Below are 16,202 nucleotides of genomic sequence, written 5' to 3' on the forward strand. Positions count from 1 at the left end.
GTGGTCCTCCCCCAGGGGGACGCGGGCCTCCTCGGTCGACGCAGCTCGAGGTCGGCGCACGATGCGCGAGGCGAGCGCCTCGCAACGGCCGTCCCGTCGTGCCGTCGTGCCGCGCGCGCTGATGGACGAATAACGACCTTCGTCGGTCCGCCTTCGCGGCAAACCCAACAGTTTATCAGCATCGCTCACACTTTGTAAACACGTTTTTCAATCCATAGCGTGCGGCAGCTCGCCGCACGGCGCGGCGCCGCCATGCCGGCGCCGCAACGAGGAGCTCTCCCATGAGAACCACCTATCCGTCGATCTCTGTCTCTGTCTCTGTCCTCGCGCTCGCCTCGATGATCTCCGGCTGCATGGCGGCCGCCGAGCCGCATGAGGACAACGACGAAGCCGTCGGCGAGGGCGCGGCGGCGCTCGTCTCCTGCTCGGTGCTGCCCTCCGGCGACATCGTCAGGAACGGCAGCTTCGAAGAGCCGAACGTGACGCGCAACAACTCGGCCATCTACAGCTCGATCAACGGCTGGCAGGCCGCCTACGGTCAGATCCAGATCCATGACCACTCGAACGGCATGAGCCCCGCGCACCTCGACCAGCACGTCGAGCTCGACGCCAGCAACTCGAGCGGCATCTACCAGGATCTCACGACCGTCCCGGGCGCGACGTACCAGCTCCGGTTCGCCTTCGCCGCGCGCCCCGGCACCAGCGCGAGCCAGAACGTGCTCGGCGTCGTCTGGGGCGGCCAGCAGGTCGCCACGCTCACGACCGCCAGCTCCGCGTGGGTCTACTATACCTATACCCTCGTGGCCACCGGCGCGACGACGCGCCTCCAGTTCAACGATCTGGGCCTCTCGAACGGCCAGGGGACGCTCCTCGATCGGGTGACCGTGGTCGCCGCCGACACCGATCAAGACGGGGTCTTCGACTCGTGCGACAACTGCCCGGCGGTGCCCAACCCCTCCCAGGCCGACGCCGACAACGACGGCATCGGCAACGCCTGCGAGCCCCCGGCCCAGTCGCAGTGCGTCGTCGTGCAGCGCGGCACCAACGGGAGCGTGGCGGACGCGCATATCCAGCCCGGCGTCTCGTGGCCGTACGGCGATTACCCGTACGTCGTCCTGAACACGCTCCCGGAGGGCCCGCAGGTGGGCCTGCTGGCCTTCGATCTGTCGTTCATCCCGGCGGGAGCCGACGTCGATTCCGCGACCCTCTCGCTCTCCCACGCGTGGAAGGCGAGCGCCGGCACCATCGAGCTGCACCGCGTGAACGGCCCCTGGCAGGAGTCGACCGTCCACGCAGGCAACGTCCCCGGGTACAACGCGGCCCTCGAAGCCACCCTGTCCACGGTCGCCGCGGACGCCGTCGCGACCGCCGACGTGGCGGCCCTCGTCCAGACCTGGGTGGATGGCGCCCAGCCGAACCACGGCATCGCGCTCCAAGACGTGAACGGCCGGACCGACATCCGGTCGAGCGAGCAAGCGAACATCGCCGTCCGGCCGAAGCTCGAGGTCTGCTACACGTCGGCCCAGTAGCGCAGTCGCCGACTCGGGGTCTCCGGACGAGGCGCGGAGGGCCGCGCCGGGTCGCGATCCCGACGTCCCGGGCGATCCCGGGATGTCGCTCGTCGCGGCGAGCCCGGCCACCTCCTCCGGGCTGGTTTGCCGAGAACCTGACGCCGCGCCCCGCCTTTGGTAGCAAGCGGGGCCGCGGTGATCTCGCGCAGGAAGCTCGTCCTCGGTCTCGCAGGCGCCGCCGGCGCCGCCGCCCTCTCACGGGCGCTCGCCCCCGGACTCCCGCGCGACACCGCGGCGCGGCGCGCCCTCAAGCTCCCGATCGCGCCGAGCGGGTGGCCCTTCCCGGGAGCCCGCGTCGTCGCGCCCGCCGCCGTGTTCCCGCCCGGCTTCGGGGTCCGCCGCATCTACCTCGACGCGGGCCACGGCGCCCCGGGCAACACCGGCAACGTCTCCTGCTTCTGCGTCGAGGAGCAGGAGTTCACGCTCTCCGCGGCGCGCGCGCTCGCCGAGCGGCTCAACGCCACCCGGCGCTTCGAGGCGCGCGTGGGCAGGACCGGCGACCGGCCGCTGCCCTACGCGGAGCGCGTCGAGGACGCCGCCCGGTGGGGCGCCGACGCGTTCGTCAGCCTGCACTCGGACGTGCGCGGCAGGATCGACACGTGGTCGCCCGCAGAAGGCCGCGCGTGCCCGCTCAGCCTCGCCGCGCCGGGGTTCGCCGTGCTCTGGTCCGACGAGGGGGACCCGGCCCTCGGCACCCGCCGGCTCGCCCTCGCGCGCGCCTTCGCGCGGCGCATGGAGGAAGCCGGCCTGCTGCCCTACGGCGGCGCCGCGTACAGCGGCCTGTACGCGCCGGACGCCGCCCAGCCGGGCGTCTTCGTGGACCGGCGGCCCCAGGACCAGCGGATCTTCGTCCTGCGCCGCCCCTCCATGCCCTCCATCCTCATCGAGACCCACCACGCGCTCGACGCCCGCGAGGCCACCCGCTGGACCGAGCCTGCCACGCTCGACGCCTTCGCCGCCGCCGCCGCCGCCGCGCTGGCCGACGCGCTCGGCGGCGAGGGCGCGCTGGCGTCGCACCCGCCGACCTGAAGCGCGCCGGCACGGCGCGAACAGGGGCAATGCGCGTGGCGAGCGCGCCGCCGGCGCCGGCCGTCGAGCGGGCGGCAGTGGTCAAAATTGAACATGAAGGCGGGAAGGCGGGAAGGTGGGAAGGTGGGAAGGTGGGAAGGTGGGAAGGTGGGAAGGTGGGAAGGTGGGAAGAAGAAAACATCAATGATCTTCCCGCCTTCCCGCCTTCATGTGGACTCTCCCTGGGCAAAGTCGACCGCTGTCGAGCGGGCCGGGCGCTTGACTTCCCGGGGGCCCTTTGGTCTTTTGATGAGATGGGCTGTGGGCGGGGCGCGGGCGTGGCGGGCGGCGCTGAACCCGGGCGCCGCCCGGCGACGCTCCCTGCTGCGCGGAGGCGGGGATGAAGGCGCATCGCGTCCGCGCGGGCGACTGCTTCACCAGCATCGCCTACGAGAACGGGTTCTTCTGGCAGACGCTCTGGGATCACCCGGAGAACCGGGCGCTCCGCGAGCTCCGGAGGGACCCGTTCACGCTGGTCCCCGGCGCCGACAAGGTCGTCGTGCCGGATCCGCGGCCCAGGGAGGAGAGCTGCCAGACCGCGAAGGTGCACACCTTCCGGCGGCGCGGGGTCCCGGCGAAGCTCAGGATCCGGCTCCTCGATCACGAGGGCAGGCCCCGCGCGAACGAGGAGTACTTCCTCGAGGTCGACGGCGAGCTCCGCCCGAACGACAAGAAGGCCGACGGCGACGGGCGCATCGAGGAGTTCATCCCCAACAACGCCAGGCAGGCGCGGCTCTTCCTGTCCGGCGGAGAGGAGGTCGTCACGATCGCGCTCGGCCACCTCCAGCCCTCGGACGAGGTCCGCGGCATCCAGTCTCGCCTCGCCAACCTGGGCTTTTATCACGGTGAGGTCGACGGGCATCGGAGCCCCGCCTTCGCCGACGCGCTGGCCCGCTTCCGGGCCGCGCACGACCTCGACGAGTCGCTGCCGGAGGACGACACCTTCCAGGAGATCGAGCGCAGGCACGAGGAGTGAGGAGGGGCGCGCCGTGCACATCTACTGGACCGAGATCACGATCACCGACGCCGACGCGGGCACCTCCGTCGCGGGCAACGAGGCCAGGAACAAGGTCAGCACCGAGCTGTCGAGGCCGCGCGACCACAAGGGCCTGCTGATCGTCGGAGGGGACGGCGAGACGAAGCCCGCGAGCGTCGTCTATCACGGCAAGACCGTGAGCAGCGAGCTGCTGCTCATCGTCCTCCGGTCGATCGCCGCGGGGCTCGGCAAGAACTGGCGGTTCGTCTACAAGGAGAGCCGCAGCGTCAAGCGCGTCACCGAGATCTACGACCGTTACAAGGCGGAGGCCCACGCCGAGCGGGAGGGGCAGAACGCGCTGCGCAGGCCGATCCCGCCTTATGTGATCATCGGCGACGGCACGGCCGCGACGGTCGACCACACGACGCTGCGGCAGAGCGCGTGGGGCAAGGCCCGGGTCGCCCCGGCGGAGATCCTGCACGTCGGGTTCGAGGATCCCTGGAGCCATTACAACCAGCACAAGATGGGGCAGTTCCCCCAGCTGCTCGGCCTGCCGGGCCTCGCGCAGCGGCCCGCGCTCGGCGGGCCGAACGAGGACGGGAAAGAGGACGTCACCGGGCCGCGCGACTCGACGAGGTTCGCCGCGGACACGCGGGCCGAGCGGGCGCGGCTCGCGGAGCACGTGCGCGCGAACAAGCGGCTGTTGATCGCGACCGCCTACGGGCCGGCGGTGCGCCCGCTGGAGCTGCTGCGCCTCGCCATGTGCGTCCTCGCCATCGTGCCGCGCGGGACGACGGCCCTCCACGACAGCGCCCGAGGCGCCATCCTCCGGGAGGGCATCGACGAGGGCGAGCTCGATTTCATGCTCCGCTGGCCGCACCCGCGCGATTTCCCGCGCTACCGGCTGCTCCTCGCCGACACGACGGCGCACCTCCACTGGCTCTACGCCGACAAGATCGATATCTGCACCGGCGCCGGCAAGCCGCGCGCCGTGGACGAGACGATGGTCACGTCGGAGCTCTACGAGGCGGTGCGCACCCGGCTCTGGGAGCCTGTCGAGCGCTGGGACGACGCGAAGAAGCGGCGGGCCATCCTCTCCGGGACCGAGGGGCTCTATCGAGAGACCGACTGGAGCGTCGGCGAGCGCTACTGCGTGATGGGCGGGGGCGGGGTCGGCGTCAACATGGTGGAGCGCGCCGAGGAGACGGACAAATGGGTCGACTGGCTCGCGACGAAGACGCTGCACGAGTCGTTCCCCATCGGCCGCAACGACATCCTGCTCAAGCACCCGGCCGACAGCGCGAGCGAGCGGCGAGGTCAGCCGATGCGGATGGATGATTTCGCCTATGGGCGCAACGATCAGCTCGCGGTCATCCTGCCCGCGGAGCCAAAGTGGCGCTTCGGCCAGGGGTGCGATCTCGACCGGGTCGAGGAGGCCGCGCCGCGGCTCCGGGTCACCTTCAAGCAGAGCCCCGACGCGAAGTACGACAAGGTGCCGAACGCGCCCGAGATGAGCAAGCAGCCCATCCCCGCGCTGATCCGCGACTACGACGAGCAGGTGTCCGACCTCGAGGGCGGCGCCTTCAAATTCTACGACAGCTATGCGCGCCCGCAGGCGATCCAGGATCCCAGGAGCTACGACCGGGTGATCCGCTGCGCGGGGCAGGACATCCGCGAGGTGGGGCAAGCCGAGAAGATCGCGGCCATGCTGGAGCTCGTCCCCCTCGTGTCCCCCGCCGACGGCCGGATGGTCGGGCTCCAGACCAAGGACGAGTCCGTGCGCGTGCTCGGCGCCGCCGCCACCGGCAACGCCGCGCTGGTGAGCGCCGAGGACGCCGCGGTCAAGAAGATGCGCGCGTACCACGAGACGCTCCCGGCGCAGGGGCGGATCATCTTCGTGGGATTCGTCTTCTCCGCCCTCAACGTGGCGGAGGCCAATCACTACTTCGATCCTGGCAATGGCAAGGCCCCGAACACCAACGTGAACACCATGTCCCAGAAGGAGCTCGAGGCCCTCCTCGGGGACGTCGATCTCGCGCGGAGGATCATCGAGGTCCGGAAGAAGACGCAGAGCGGGTACGTGACGATCGCCGAGCTGAAGAAGGCGCTCGTTCGCCACGCGCTCGGCCAGGCGGAGCCGCTGCCCGAGGGGTGGGAGGGCAAGTACGACGGCTGGAAGAGCTTCGACAAGACGCTGAACAAACAGCCCCACAACATCGCGAAGCAGGTGGGCGACGACGAGGTCCTGGCCGGAAAGATCGCGGACGCGCGAGACGCGGTGAGGCGAACCGACGGCGCGCTCTTCGACGATGTCTGGAAGAACCGCGAGGCGCTCAAGGCGAAGATCAAGGGCGAGCTCACGAAGGTGGCCGAGTTCGCGCGGACGGGCTGGAAGCCGTCCTGGGACGCGCCGATCGCGAAGCTCACCGCCCAGTACCGGCCGGCGGACGAGCTCGTGTACTGATCAGCCGGGCATGCGCAGCCGGTCCGGCACCACCTCGAGCAGCGTGCGCGCCTCGGTGTGGAGCCAGCGCAGCGCGCCGAACTTCGCCTCCAGCGCGCGGCCCTCGGGCGGGAGCCAGCGGTCGACGATGACGCCCTGATCGTGGCCCTGGTGCTCCGAGGGGTCGAAGGGGTTGTTGACGAAGCCCACGTAGCCGAGCGCGGGGAGGCGCCGCGACGCCGCGAGCGCCTCCGCGCCGCGGCGCGTGACGCGGTTGTTGCCGATCCAGAGCCAGCGCAGCTCGGCGAGGTGCGGCGACGCCGCGAGCCGCTCCACGTCGTCGTCGGTGAGGCCCACCCGGTCGAGCCGGAGCGAGCGGACGCCGGCCAGGCGCGGCGACGCGAAGAGCTCCTCGGCCGCGCCGCCGAGCGCGTCGATCGTCAGGTGGCGGATCGGCGCGAGCGCGAGGAGCGCGCCAGCGCGCTGCAGGAAGGCGCGGGCGTCGAGGGTGACGAGCTCGACGAAGCCGCGGTCGAAGACGGGATCGCGCGCCTCCGGCGGCAACGCGGCGATCCACGCGGCGCGGTGGGCCTCCTCGAGGTCGCGGGCCTGGCACGAGAGGCGGAAGTGGCGATCCGACTCGGCGGCCTCGTCGGTCGCGAGCAGCGCGATCTGCGCGCGGATGAAGCTGCCCCGCGCCTCGACGGCCGGGTCGTCCTGGTCGTCGCACCAGGCGGCGTACGCGAGCCGCGGCGCGTCGGCGTCCGGCGCGGCGAGGACATCGCGGAGGAGGTCGGCTTCCGTGGCCACCGCGCGAGCCTACGCGGTCAACCGACGCGCTCCCAGGCCTCCTGGTCGAGCGCCGGGAAGGTGACGAGGCACGTGCCCGGGTCGATGCCGTCGAGCCGGGCGCGGCCCTCGTGGTCGAGCGAGCCTTCCCGGATCGAGCCGTCGGGCAGCTCCACCCGGTAGCGCTCGTGCGGGATGGGCTTGTCGTCCTCGCCGATGAGGCGGATCTCGACCCAGGTGAGCTCGGTCCTCGGCGCGCGCGGGGCGGCGTCGGCGGGCGCCTGGTCCTCGGCGCTGGCCTCGTCGCCGCCGTAGGACGGCAGCCAGGGGAGGGGAGCCTCGCGGAGCCGCACGCGGCCGCTCAGCAGCAGCCGGCCGAGCGCGCCGAGCACGTCCGCGTCGGCCAGGCGGCGGACGGCGCTCGCGGGCGCGGCGTCGTCGAGCAGCCGCCGGAGCGCCGGGCGGTTCTGCGGCTCCGCGAAGAGCTGGCGCAGCCACGCGGCCTCCCGCGCGCGATCGCCGAGCCGGTCGGCGCCGCCTTCACGGCCGTCGGCGAGCTCGATCGCGAAGCGCCGCGGACCCAGCGATAGCAGCCGCTTCAAAGCACCATGCTCCTTCCCGGGCTCGCGCGAGCGTATCAGCCCGCCCTTGCGCAAGGAAGGCCCCGAGGCGAGGGGCGATCCGAGGCCGGGCGCGCGATCGTCACGGGAAGGCGCCCGCTTCGGTCATGGCGGAGAGGAACGCGTCGCCGAGGCCCGCGGGATCGGCGGAGAGCTCCGCGTCCAGCAGCGGCGGGGCCGCGGCGATGGGCCCCGAGGGGGCAGCGGGCGCGGGCGACGGGGGCGGCGCGGGGGCGGGCGAGAGGAGCGGCGCAGGCGCGGGCGGCGTGAGCGGCGCGGGCGCGGCCGGAGGGAGCTCGGGCCGCGCCTCGAACGGCGTCGCCGGCCTGCGCACGTACGCGCTCAGCGGCTCCACGGTGCCTTCGAGCGGATGATCCTCGACGTTCGTCACCACCGGCGCCGCCTGGGCCGGCAGCGGCAGCGTGGCGCGCGAGGGCGCGGCCGGAAGCGGCGCCGTTCGCCCCGCCTCCCGCGCCTCCGGCGCGAAGGGGTCGACCCACGGCAGCGCCTCGCCCGGCAGCTCCACGCCGGCCACGACCCGGAGCGCCTCGAGATCCTCCTCGCCCACGGCCGCGTACCCTCGCCACACCACCGAGCAGCACCGCCGATCCGCGTCGATCTGCAGGGTGTCGGCCCGCAGGGACAGCGCCGCTCCCTCGCGCGGCGCCCGCTCTTCGCGCCGGTAGAGCCGCGCGACGCCCCGCGCGCCCGCGAGCTGCGTCCGCAGCCGCGGTCGCTGCGCGACGATGCCCCCCAGCACCACCCACTCGTCGCCGAGCAGCCGCTCCATCCGCTGCTCGGCTGGCGCCGCCTGGAAGTACCCCCAGTCGAGCTCCTCGGGCACCTCCAGCGCCACGCCCTCGAGCCGCCTCGGATCCGCCGCCCCGAGCAGCGCCTCGCGCCGCGGCCAGCGGCGCGACAGCGGCCCCATCCCGTCCACCCGCACGCGCCGCTGACCCTCGCCTCCCGGCGCGCTGCCGTCGAGCGTCACGCAACGGTCGAGCCGCAGGGCGCCCTCCTGCACCACGGCCAGCCGGACCTGGATCTCCCCCGCGACCGTCGGAGGCACCTCGGCGTGTCCGGTCAGCAGCACGTCCACCTCGCGCAGGTACGGCGCCAGATCCCCCGCCGAGCGCAGCCCCACGCCCGAGGGATCCGGCACCTCGTCGGGCACGATCGGGTCCGGCTCACCGAGCGTCATCGTGCCCTCGGCCACGAGCCCGAACGTCGCCTTGACGACCGCGGTCACGTACCGCTGCCCCCGCAGCCGCCAGACCAGCGTCGCGGCCGAGGCGCGGCCGAGCGACGTTATGGCGACAGGCCATCGAGGGGAGCGCACGGTCCATGGCAGTACCACGGCGCGTCGTCCCGAGGCGAGGGCGATGCGCGGCTCCGCGGGTGAGGGACGTCTTGGGCATGCCCGGAAGGCATGGTGGGGTGGGGATCGCCGGGGCGAGCGCCGGCAGGTATCCACGGCGCGTCGAGCTCACCTGGAGCGCGAGCGCGCCGGAGCTACCAGGGCGCTACCCCGGCGTCGCGAGATCGGCGCGGGCACGGCCGCGGCCGCTGGCGTCGGGAGGGGCTGTCAGCAACTCCCGCAGACGACGCTCCCGTCACAGTTCGCCAGATCGCCGCTGCAGTACCCGCGGCCCCACGAGCTGTGATGCCAGGAGCCGTCTCGCTTCCTGCAATACGCGTGGGCCACCAGCACGGAGCCATCCGAGTACTCCGCGATCGTCACGTCGACGCACGACGCCAGGAACGAGTAGGACGTCAGCGCTTCCGACGACGTCCCAAGGAGCTCTTGCTCGCCCTCGAGCTCCGCCGGATCGTCGATGTCGACGAAGGTCCTCGCGATCTCGGAGGACTCGCCGTCGTCCGACTCGGCCGCGCAAGCAGGCAGCATGAGGGCCGCGCCAGCAATCAAAGCTCCGCCAACACCAAACCGCATGAAGTTCATTGCTTTCCTCGCCTTTCACGGTTCCGGGCGACCCGGAGGTCGCCACACCTGCGCCACGGAATGCCGGGCTGTCGCCCCGACGCGCTGACGCACTGCGCGCCGCGCGCCGCGAACGACGTCCATCCGCCGAGGGCCACAGGAGTCCGGAGCTGGAGCGGCTCAGCCGCCTCGCGCCGCCCTCCCAGCGCCCTCGAACGGATGACCAGCCATCTACGTTCGTCATTCGAGGCTCACGTGAGCGCTCGAACAACAGGGCACGCGTGAGCTACGCAAACGACCGCGACGCTCCGCCGAACCCGGGGACGAGCTTGAAGGACTCCGTGGCGGAGCGCATCCGGCGATGCGCCTTGTTCATGCATCTTCACGTATGCTTTACACACTTCAATGTCGCCACACATCGTTGGCACGAGGTAGGAGACAACCGCCATCGGATGCCGCTCGCCGCCCCTGGCTTCGATCGTGCAAGGTCCGGGCGCCTGCGAATCGAGCCCTCTCTGGCGGCGTCGGACGAACGGCTACGTATTTCAGACAAAAGGTCATGGTCGCGCGCCGCGCCGACTCCAAGAATGGAGGCCCGGCCCCCGCACGAGAGCGAGAGGCGGGTCCGGAGCGATCGCTCGCTCGAAGGGAGCGTGGATGTGAAAATCGGCGTGATCGGCACAGGGAACATGGGACGTACGTTCGGCCTGCTCTGGGCGTCCAGCGGGCACGACGTCCTCTTCGGCTCGAGGGATCGCGCCAAGGCCGAGGCGGTCGCCGCAGGGCACGAGCGGGCGCGCGCGGGTGACTTCGACGACGCGGCTGCGTTCGGCGACGTGATCCTCTACACGGTGCGCGGCGCCTTTCCGTCGACGCTCCTGCGCGCCCCGCAGGCGCTGGCCGGAAAGGTCGTGATCGACTGCAACAACCGCGACTTCGACGCCCGCGTCGATCGCCCGACGCCGGAGGCCTCGCTGGCCGAGCGGCTCGCCGCGGACGTGCCGCAGGCGAAGATCGTCACGGCGTTCCAGACGATCCCCCACGTGGTCGCCGAGCTCGGGCGCGACAAGCTCGCCCCGCAGCGCATCTCCGTCTTCTTATGCTCGGACGACGCGGCGGCAAAGGCCATCGTGAAGGGGCTCGCCGATGAGCTGGGCTTTGTGGGCATCGACAGCGGCGAGCTCAAACGCGCCCGGCTCCTCGAGGCCGTGGGGGATTTCATTCGGCTCCACATCGGCGCCAGGGGCCATGGTCTCTTCACGTCGCTCACCATCCAGCCCGTGCATAGGTGAGCGATCTCGCCGGCGAGGTGGGTCATTCCGCTCCCGTCCTCGCTCGACGCCAACGACAGGTAGTTCCCCAAGTGGCGGGACCGCTGTCACGCTCGACGCTTTCACCCCGTAACCATCGCGCGCGGGCGCGCTCAGCAGAGCCTGCGGGCGCTGGCGAGCCGCAAAGCTCCGGCAGCGGGTCGCCGCGAGCGGCGGGCCCGGCGCTCTCCCCAAATCCCGGATGAAGCGACGGATCGCGGCGGTTCGCCCCCGCGGAACAGGACCGACAGGAGAACGGTCGATGGCGAGCGGTCGCCGGAGAGGGGGGCCGCGATGGAGCCCGCGTCCCTGGATGAAGCGCCGCGTCCCTGGGTGACGAGCGCGCTGCCGCGTGTGCCCCCTGCGCGGAGGCGGAACGATCCCGTCCTTGGAGCGGCGCTCGCCTGCGCGCGCCACGGGCCCGGCCGAGGAGCTGGCCTGCGGCCAGGCGGTGCAGATCTGAAGCTTGAAAGGTCTGGCACTCTCGTTGCTTGTGGCCCCCGCGAGAATCGAAGCGCGATGAGGGGCCGTCCGGGAGCTCTGAGCTTTCGGTGACGAGGAGCGCGCGCTCGTCGAGGACCGGCGGCGTCGAGGCCGGGCTCGCGGCCCCCTGGCGGCTGGATGGTTCGGAGGGACCCGACAAAGAGAATGAAACATCGGTTTCTCCCAGCCTCAGGCCATTTCGAGTCGACATCATTCCTGCGAGGTTCGAGCATGAAACGATTTCATGGTGAGACGCTCTCCGTGTGCATCCTGGCAGCAGGCGTCGCCGCTTGCAGCGGCTCGACCGGCGATCCTCTGCCGGTGGGCTCGGCGAGGGGCCCCCAGCCCGACCAGGCTGCGCCGATCTCCTCCGAGGACGACGGCGCCGGAGCGGAGGGGGAGGATCCCGCGCCCGGCGGAGCGCTGAACGACGATACGAGCGCGACCGAGGAGGAGCTGAGGCCCAAGGAGGACGACTCCCCCCTGTCCACCCTCCCGTTCGACCCGATGGGGGGAGATCGCGCGAAAGGCCGCCCGCTCCCCTTGCAGAACGTGACCTGCCCGAGCTTCGAGGGATTCACGTGGCATGACGAGACGCCCACGGCCGGCGCGGACCTCGGGAACGCGGTCGCCGCGTCCTGCGATGCCGTCTACCAGGTCGGGTCCACCACCGGGGCCATCTCGGGCGAGGTGAACAGCGGCGGGAGCGACGCCTTCGTCCGCAAGGTCGGTCAGGACGGGGACCTCGTGTGGGGCGCGCAGATCGGCACGTCGGCGAGCGACCAGGCGACGGGCGTCGCCCTCTCCTCGGCCCAGTGCCCCGCGAGCGGCAACGCGTCGCTCTACGTGGTCGGCCACACGAGCGGCGCGATCGAGGCCGGCCAGCACAAGGGATCTTCGGACGCCTTCCTCGTCAAGCTGAACGCAAACGGGACCGAGGCCTGGCGGCGCCAGCTCGGTACGGCTGCGGTGGATCAAGCGTGGTCCGTGGCCCACGCGCCTGACGGCAGCGTCTACGTGGTGGGCTCCACGGGCGGGAATCTCGCCGGGGTGAGCCCGCCGCCGACGAGCGGCACCACGTCGCTGTTCGTGGCGAAGTACTCGCCGAGCGGCGATCTGGTCTGGACCAGGCAGCTCGGCGTGAACAACAAGACGACCATCGCGCGCAGCGTCTCCGTCGGCGCCGATGGGCAGGTCTACGTCGCCGGTTACACCACCGGCGCGCTGGCGGGCCAACCGTACGCGGGCGGCAGCGCTGACGCGTTTGTCGCCCGCTACAGCGACAGCGGTGCTCTGGGCGGGGTGGCCCTCCTCGGCACGAACCTCCAGGATCAGGCGTTCAGCCTGACCACCGCGGTGGAGGCGGGGCAGACCGTCGTCTACGTCTCCGGCACGACGAACGGGAACTTCCCTTCGTATGCCTCTTCGACGACGTATGACGCTTTCCTCGCCAAGCTGGACGCGAGCCTCACGACGCAATGGATCCGGCAGACATCGGCGAGCGAGAACGTCTCCGCGACGTCGGTGGTCGTCGTCGGTGGCTCCGTCGTGTTGACCGGCCAGACCGCCCGCGACCTCGACTCCGACGCGCCCCTCGGGAGCGCGGACATGTACCTGCGCGAGTACAGCGCGGCGGGGGCACACCTGCGCACCGAGTACATCGGCACGAACGCGATGGAGGCGGGACAAGGCGTCGCCGTCGATCCGAGGGGCAACGTCTTCCTGACGGGCAGGACGGACGCGCCGTTCTGCGGTCACTCCTTCGGCGGCGGTGGCAGCGACGCCCTCCTCGTCAAGGTCATGAAGGGGTGCCGCGTGGACACCCCGGAGCCGTCCTGCAAGCCCGCCACGTGCAACGGAGACCCCCATTACGTCAGCTTCGATCGTGTCGCCTTCGACTTCCAGGGGGAGGGCGACTTCGTGCTGGCGACCAGCATGGCCACGCCCGATCTGGAGATCCAGATCCGGCAGTGCCCCGTGTCGCCGGGCGTCTCGACCGGCCGGGCGGTGGGCGCGCGCATCGCGGGCGATCTCGTGGAGTATCACGCGAACGGCGCGCTCTACGTGAACGGGCAGCCGACGACGGTGCCGTCGAGCGGCGCGCTCGCGCTCGCCGGCGGCGGGAGCGTCTACGCGTCCGCGAGCGGCAGGACCGTGCTGGCCTGGCCGACGGGAGAGCGGCTGGCGATGCGTCCAAGGAGCTATTCCCTCGGCCTGTACCTGGACACGCTCTTCCTCGTCCCGCCGGCCAGCGTGGGCAAGATGGTCGGCCTCTTCGGGAACGCCGATGACGACCCGACCAACGAGTTCATGATGGCCCGGGACGGCAGCGCGCTGAGCAGCGGGCTGACGTTCTTCGAGATGTACCAGGACACGAACAGCTACGCGGACGTCTGGCGGGTGGGCGCCGCCCCGGGCGACGTCGCGCTCATCCAGCAGGGCACCCCGTGCGGCGGTCCGGCCGGTCCCGGGCAGCCGGTGTGGCTCAACGACCTGACCCCCGCGCAGAGGGCCGCGGGCGAGCTGGCCTGCGCCGGCATCGCCGACGAGGTGATCAAGCGGACGTGCATCCTCGACGTGGGCCTCACCGGCGACGCGAGCTTCGCGCACTCGGCCGAGGAGGCCGCGACGGATCTCGCGAGCCACGGGCAGGGCGGGCCGGTCATCGACAGCCCCCGCAGCGTCTACTTCAACAACTTCACCGGATCCATCGGCCCGGAGTGGGAGTCGATCGTCACCAGCGTCACCCCGCTCGGAGACCGCACCTTCCTGGGGCAGTTCGGCAACGAGACGGCGCACCTGACGCTGGACGAGCTCGCCCCCCACACCGAGCTGACCGTGAGCTTCGACCTCTACCTCATCAACGCCTGGGACGGCGAAGGGCCCTTGGGTCCCAGCGTGTGGACCGCCTCCGCGGATGGCGTCGAGCTGCTCACCGAGACCTTCTCCAACACCCTGAGCACCCAGAGCTATCCGCTGGACGGGAGCCTGGCCGGGTCGGGCGCGCGCGAGGTGAACACCCTCGCCTATCCGTACGGCGACTCTGTATACCGCATGAAGCTGGTCTTCCCGCACTCCGCGCCCGACCTCGCGCTCGACCTGTCCGCGACCGGGCTGACCGGCCTGTTCGACGAGGGCTGGGGCGTGACCAACATCGAGGTCCAGGGGCGCTGACGCCGTCGACCCCTGCCGAAGAGCTTCAGGGAACGACGTGCCAGTAGCCGTGCTGTCGAGGGGCCTGCCGGATCAGGACCTCGACCGCCGGCAGCCCTCGCGTCGCGCCGTCCTCCGATCGCGGGAGCGCGTTGCGAACGCCGAGGCGAGCGCGAGGAACGCGAACCCGCCCGACCCGGCGGTGGCGTCCTCGGAAGCGACGGCGCACGCGCAACCCGCCGCGGAGCTCTCGTCTTCCGAGGTCCCTGCGCCTCCGGCGCGGCCTGCCGATTCGCCGCCGGCGCCGCCGGTCTCCGGGGAGCCGCCGACACCCGGCGCGCCACCCTGACCAGCGCCACCCGCCGCGCCCGTTCCACCGCTGGTGCCGACCGTGCCACCGGACCCGTCGCCACCGCTTCCCTGGGCCGCCGTGCCGCCGCCTGCGGCGCCCGAGCCGCCGGCGGCGCCGCCGCCTGTCCCTCCGGTCGGCTCGGCGCCGAACTCGTAAGCGCCGAGGTCCGGCGCCGACCCGACGAACGGGAGCCCCACGTCCGTGCCTTCGTCGATCAAGCCGCTCTCGGCCGTGAGCTTCATGAACGCGCACGCGGAGGGGATGCGGCCGTCGGCCTCGCGGGGGCCGGTGCAACCGGCGTCGGACGTGCTCTCGAAGGCCGCGCTCGCCTCCGTGATGTCCAGGTCCCACGAGTTGAACGCGGTGTCGACGCCCCCCATGTTCGAGTTCTTGTTCGGGAAGCCGATGTTGTTCCGCATCTTGTGCGCGAGCGCTCCGGTCAAGATGATCGTCTGGCTGCTGTCGTCGGGCGGGCTCGCCAGCATGTTGTATTGGGTTCCATTCTTGTATGCCGTGTTGTTGAGCCAGGTATTGCCGCCCGACGAATGGTTCGCGTAGAAGCCCGCGGCCTTGTTCTTCCAGGCCACGTTGTTCTGCACGACGTGCCGGATGCCCGTCTTGCTGCTGCCGACCTTGAACCCGTTGCCGTTGCCCTCGCTGCCCCGACCGTTCGACATGGCGAAGCTGCCCTCGGTGATGACCGGCACCTCCTGCGAGATGTAGTCGTAGCCGTCGTCCGAGTTGTTCCAGGCGCGGCACCCCCGGATGATCGTGCTGGGACCCGTCGTTTGGTAATGGACGCCGAAGCCGTCTCCGTTCTGGCCGTCGCCCTGGCTGCCGTTCTGGTCGTAGTTGTCGTGCGAATCGCAGTTGAGGACCAGGTTGCCGCCGTTGCCTTTGTCGATGAACAGGCCGGACCCGAAGCCATGATGGAGGTCGAGCAGCTCGAAGACGTTGTTGCTGGAGCCCTTGGTGCGGAGCAGTGAATACGAGTGGTCGCCGCTCCTGCCCACCTTGGCGTTGCCGATCTCGAGCCCTCGAAGGTGCATCCAGCTCCCGGTCACCAGGACCACCGGCACGTCGACGGCCGGGTTGCTGGTGACATACCTCGACGCGTCGAGCACCGGCTTCTCACCTGGGTAGGCCCAGATCTTGGTGCGGCTCGTCTCCGAGGTGCCGCTCCTCGAGAGGACGAGCTGGGTCGTGATGGTGTAGGTGCCGCCGCGCACCCAGATGGTGTCGCCGGCGGCGGCGGCGCTGTTCGCCTTGGCGAGGGTGGCGAACGGCTCGTCCTTGGTCCCGCGGTTGGAGTCGCTGCCGTCCGGGGCCACATAGTGCTCCGCGGCGCGCGCGTATCCGGCCGCCAGCAGCACGAAGAGGCCCGCGGTCGTCGAGGTCGCCGCCAAAGACTGCTTTCGATTCATGATCATCGGTGTAGCCTCGCGAGAGAGTGAAGTCGCCGACAAGAAGCGTCCGATTTTGTTGCCAGTTGTTCGCG

The 16,202-nt window shown here is 71.3% G+C and carries 11 protein-coding genes; 6 read left to right on the forward strand and 5 right to left on the reverse strand.

Annotated features, from left to right (window positions below; all coding sequences use genetic code 11):
- Positions 1 to 281 precede the first annotated feature (281 nt).
- From WMF26_RS06450 to WMF26_RS06465, 4 genes are all read left to right on the forward strand, one after another.
- The gene (locus tag WMF26_RS06450; RefSeq protein ID WP_437999589.1) at positions 282 to 1,529 is read left to right on the forward strand and encodes a DNRLRE domain-containing protein; all 1,248 of its coding nucleotides are present in this window, start codon (positions 282 to 284) and stop codon (positions 1,527 to 1,529) included.
- Positions 1,530 to 1,706: 177 nt separating this feature from the next.
- Positions 1,707 to 2,600, forward strand: a complete 894-nt coding sequence (locus WMF26_RS06455; RefSeq protein ID WP_437999590.1) for an N-acetylmuramoyl-L-alanine amidase family protein — start codon at positions 1,707 to 1,709, stop codon at positions 2,598 to 2,600.
- Between the two features lie 379 nt (positions 2,601 to 2,979).
- On the forward strand, positions 2,980 to 3,615 hold the full coding sequence (locus WMF26_RS06460) for a peptidoglycan-binding domain-containing protein (RefSeq protein WP_437999591.1): 636 nt from the start codon (positions 2,980 to 2,982) through the stop codon (positions 3,613 to 3,615).
- 13 nt (positions 3,616 to 3,628) lie between these two features.
- On the forward strand, positions 3,629 to 6,079 hold the full coding sequence (locus WMF26_RS06465; RefSeq protein WP_437999592.1) for a hypothetical protein: 2,451 nt from the start codon (positions 3,629 to 3,631) through the stop codon (positions 6,077 to 6,079).
- Here the strand turns inward: WMF26_RS06465 and WMF26_RS06470 are convergent, their stop codons facing one another.
- From WMF26_RS06470 to WMF26_RS06485, 4 genes are all read right to left on the reverse strand, one after another.
- Complete coding sequence (locus tag WMF26_RS06470) at positions 6,080 to 6,868, reverse strand: TIGR02996 domain-containing protein (protein WP_437999593.1); 789 nt, start codon at positions 6,866 to 6,868, stop codon at positions 6,080 to 6,082.
- 17 nt (positions 6,869 to 6,885) lie between these two features.
- Positions 6,886 to 7,449: a hypothetical protein gene (locus WMF26_RS06475; RefSeq protein WP_437945252.1), complete on the reverse strand. Its 564-nt coding sequence runs from the start codon at positions 7,447 to 7,449 to the stop codon at positions 6,886 to 6,888.
- Positions 7,450 to 7,549: 100 nt separating this feature from the next.
- The gene (locus WMF26_RS06480; protein ID WP_437999594.1) at positions 7,550 to 8,806 is read right to left on the reverse strand and encodes a DUF2169 domain-containing protein; all 1,257 of its coding nucleotides are present in this window, start codon (positions 8,804 to 8,806) and stop codon (positions 7,550 to 7,552) included.
- A gap of 246 nt (positions 8,807 to 9,052) precedes the next feature.
- Entirely contained in the window at positions 9,053 to 9,373 is a 321-nt protein-coding gene (locus WMF26_RS06485) for a hypothetical protein (RefSeq protein WP_437945254.1), read from the reverse strand.
- 485 nt (positions 9,374 to 9,858) lie between these two features.
- On the opposite strand from WMF26_RS06485, the gene WMF26_RS06490 reads away from it, so the two are divergent.
- Both WMF26_RS06490 and WMF26_RS06495 read left to right on the forward strand, forming a co-directional pair.
- Positions 9,859 to 10,698: an NADPH-dependent F420 reductase gene (locus WMF26_RS06490; RefSeq protein ID WP_437999595.1), complete on the forward strand. Its 840-nt coding sequence runs from the start codon at positions 9,859 to 9,861 to the stop codon at positions 10,696 to 10,698.
- Positions 10,699 to 11,430: 732 nt separating this feature from the next.
- Entirely contained in the window at positions 11,431 to 14,373 is a 2,943-nt protein-coding gene (locus tag WMF26_RS06495) for an SBBP repeat-containing protein (protein WP_437999596.1), read from the forward strand.
- Between the two features lie 72 nt (positions 14,374 to 14,445).
- Here WMF26_RS06495 and WMF26_RS06500 read toward each other — a convergent pair whose 3' ends face one another.
- Positions 14,446 to 16,134 (reverse strand): right-handed parallel beta-helix repeat-containing protein, encoded by a 1,689-nt coding sequence (locus WMF26_RS06500; RefSeq protein ID WP_437999597.1) that lies wholly within the window; start codon positions 16,132 to 16,134, stop codon positions 14,446 to 14,448.
- Between the last annotated feature and the right edge of the window lie 68 nt (positions 16,135 to 16,202).

It is taken from the genome of Sorangium sp. So ce185, assembly GCF_051526825.1.
Taxonomy (GTDB): domain Bacteria; phylum Myxococcota_A; class Polyangia; order Polyangiales; family Polyangiaceae; genus Sorangium; species Sorangium cellulosum_D.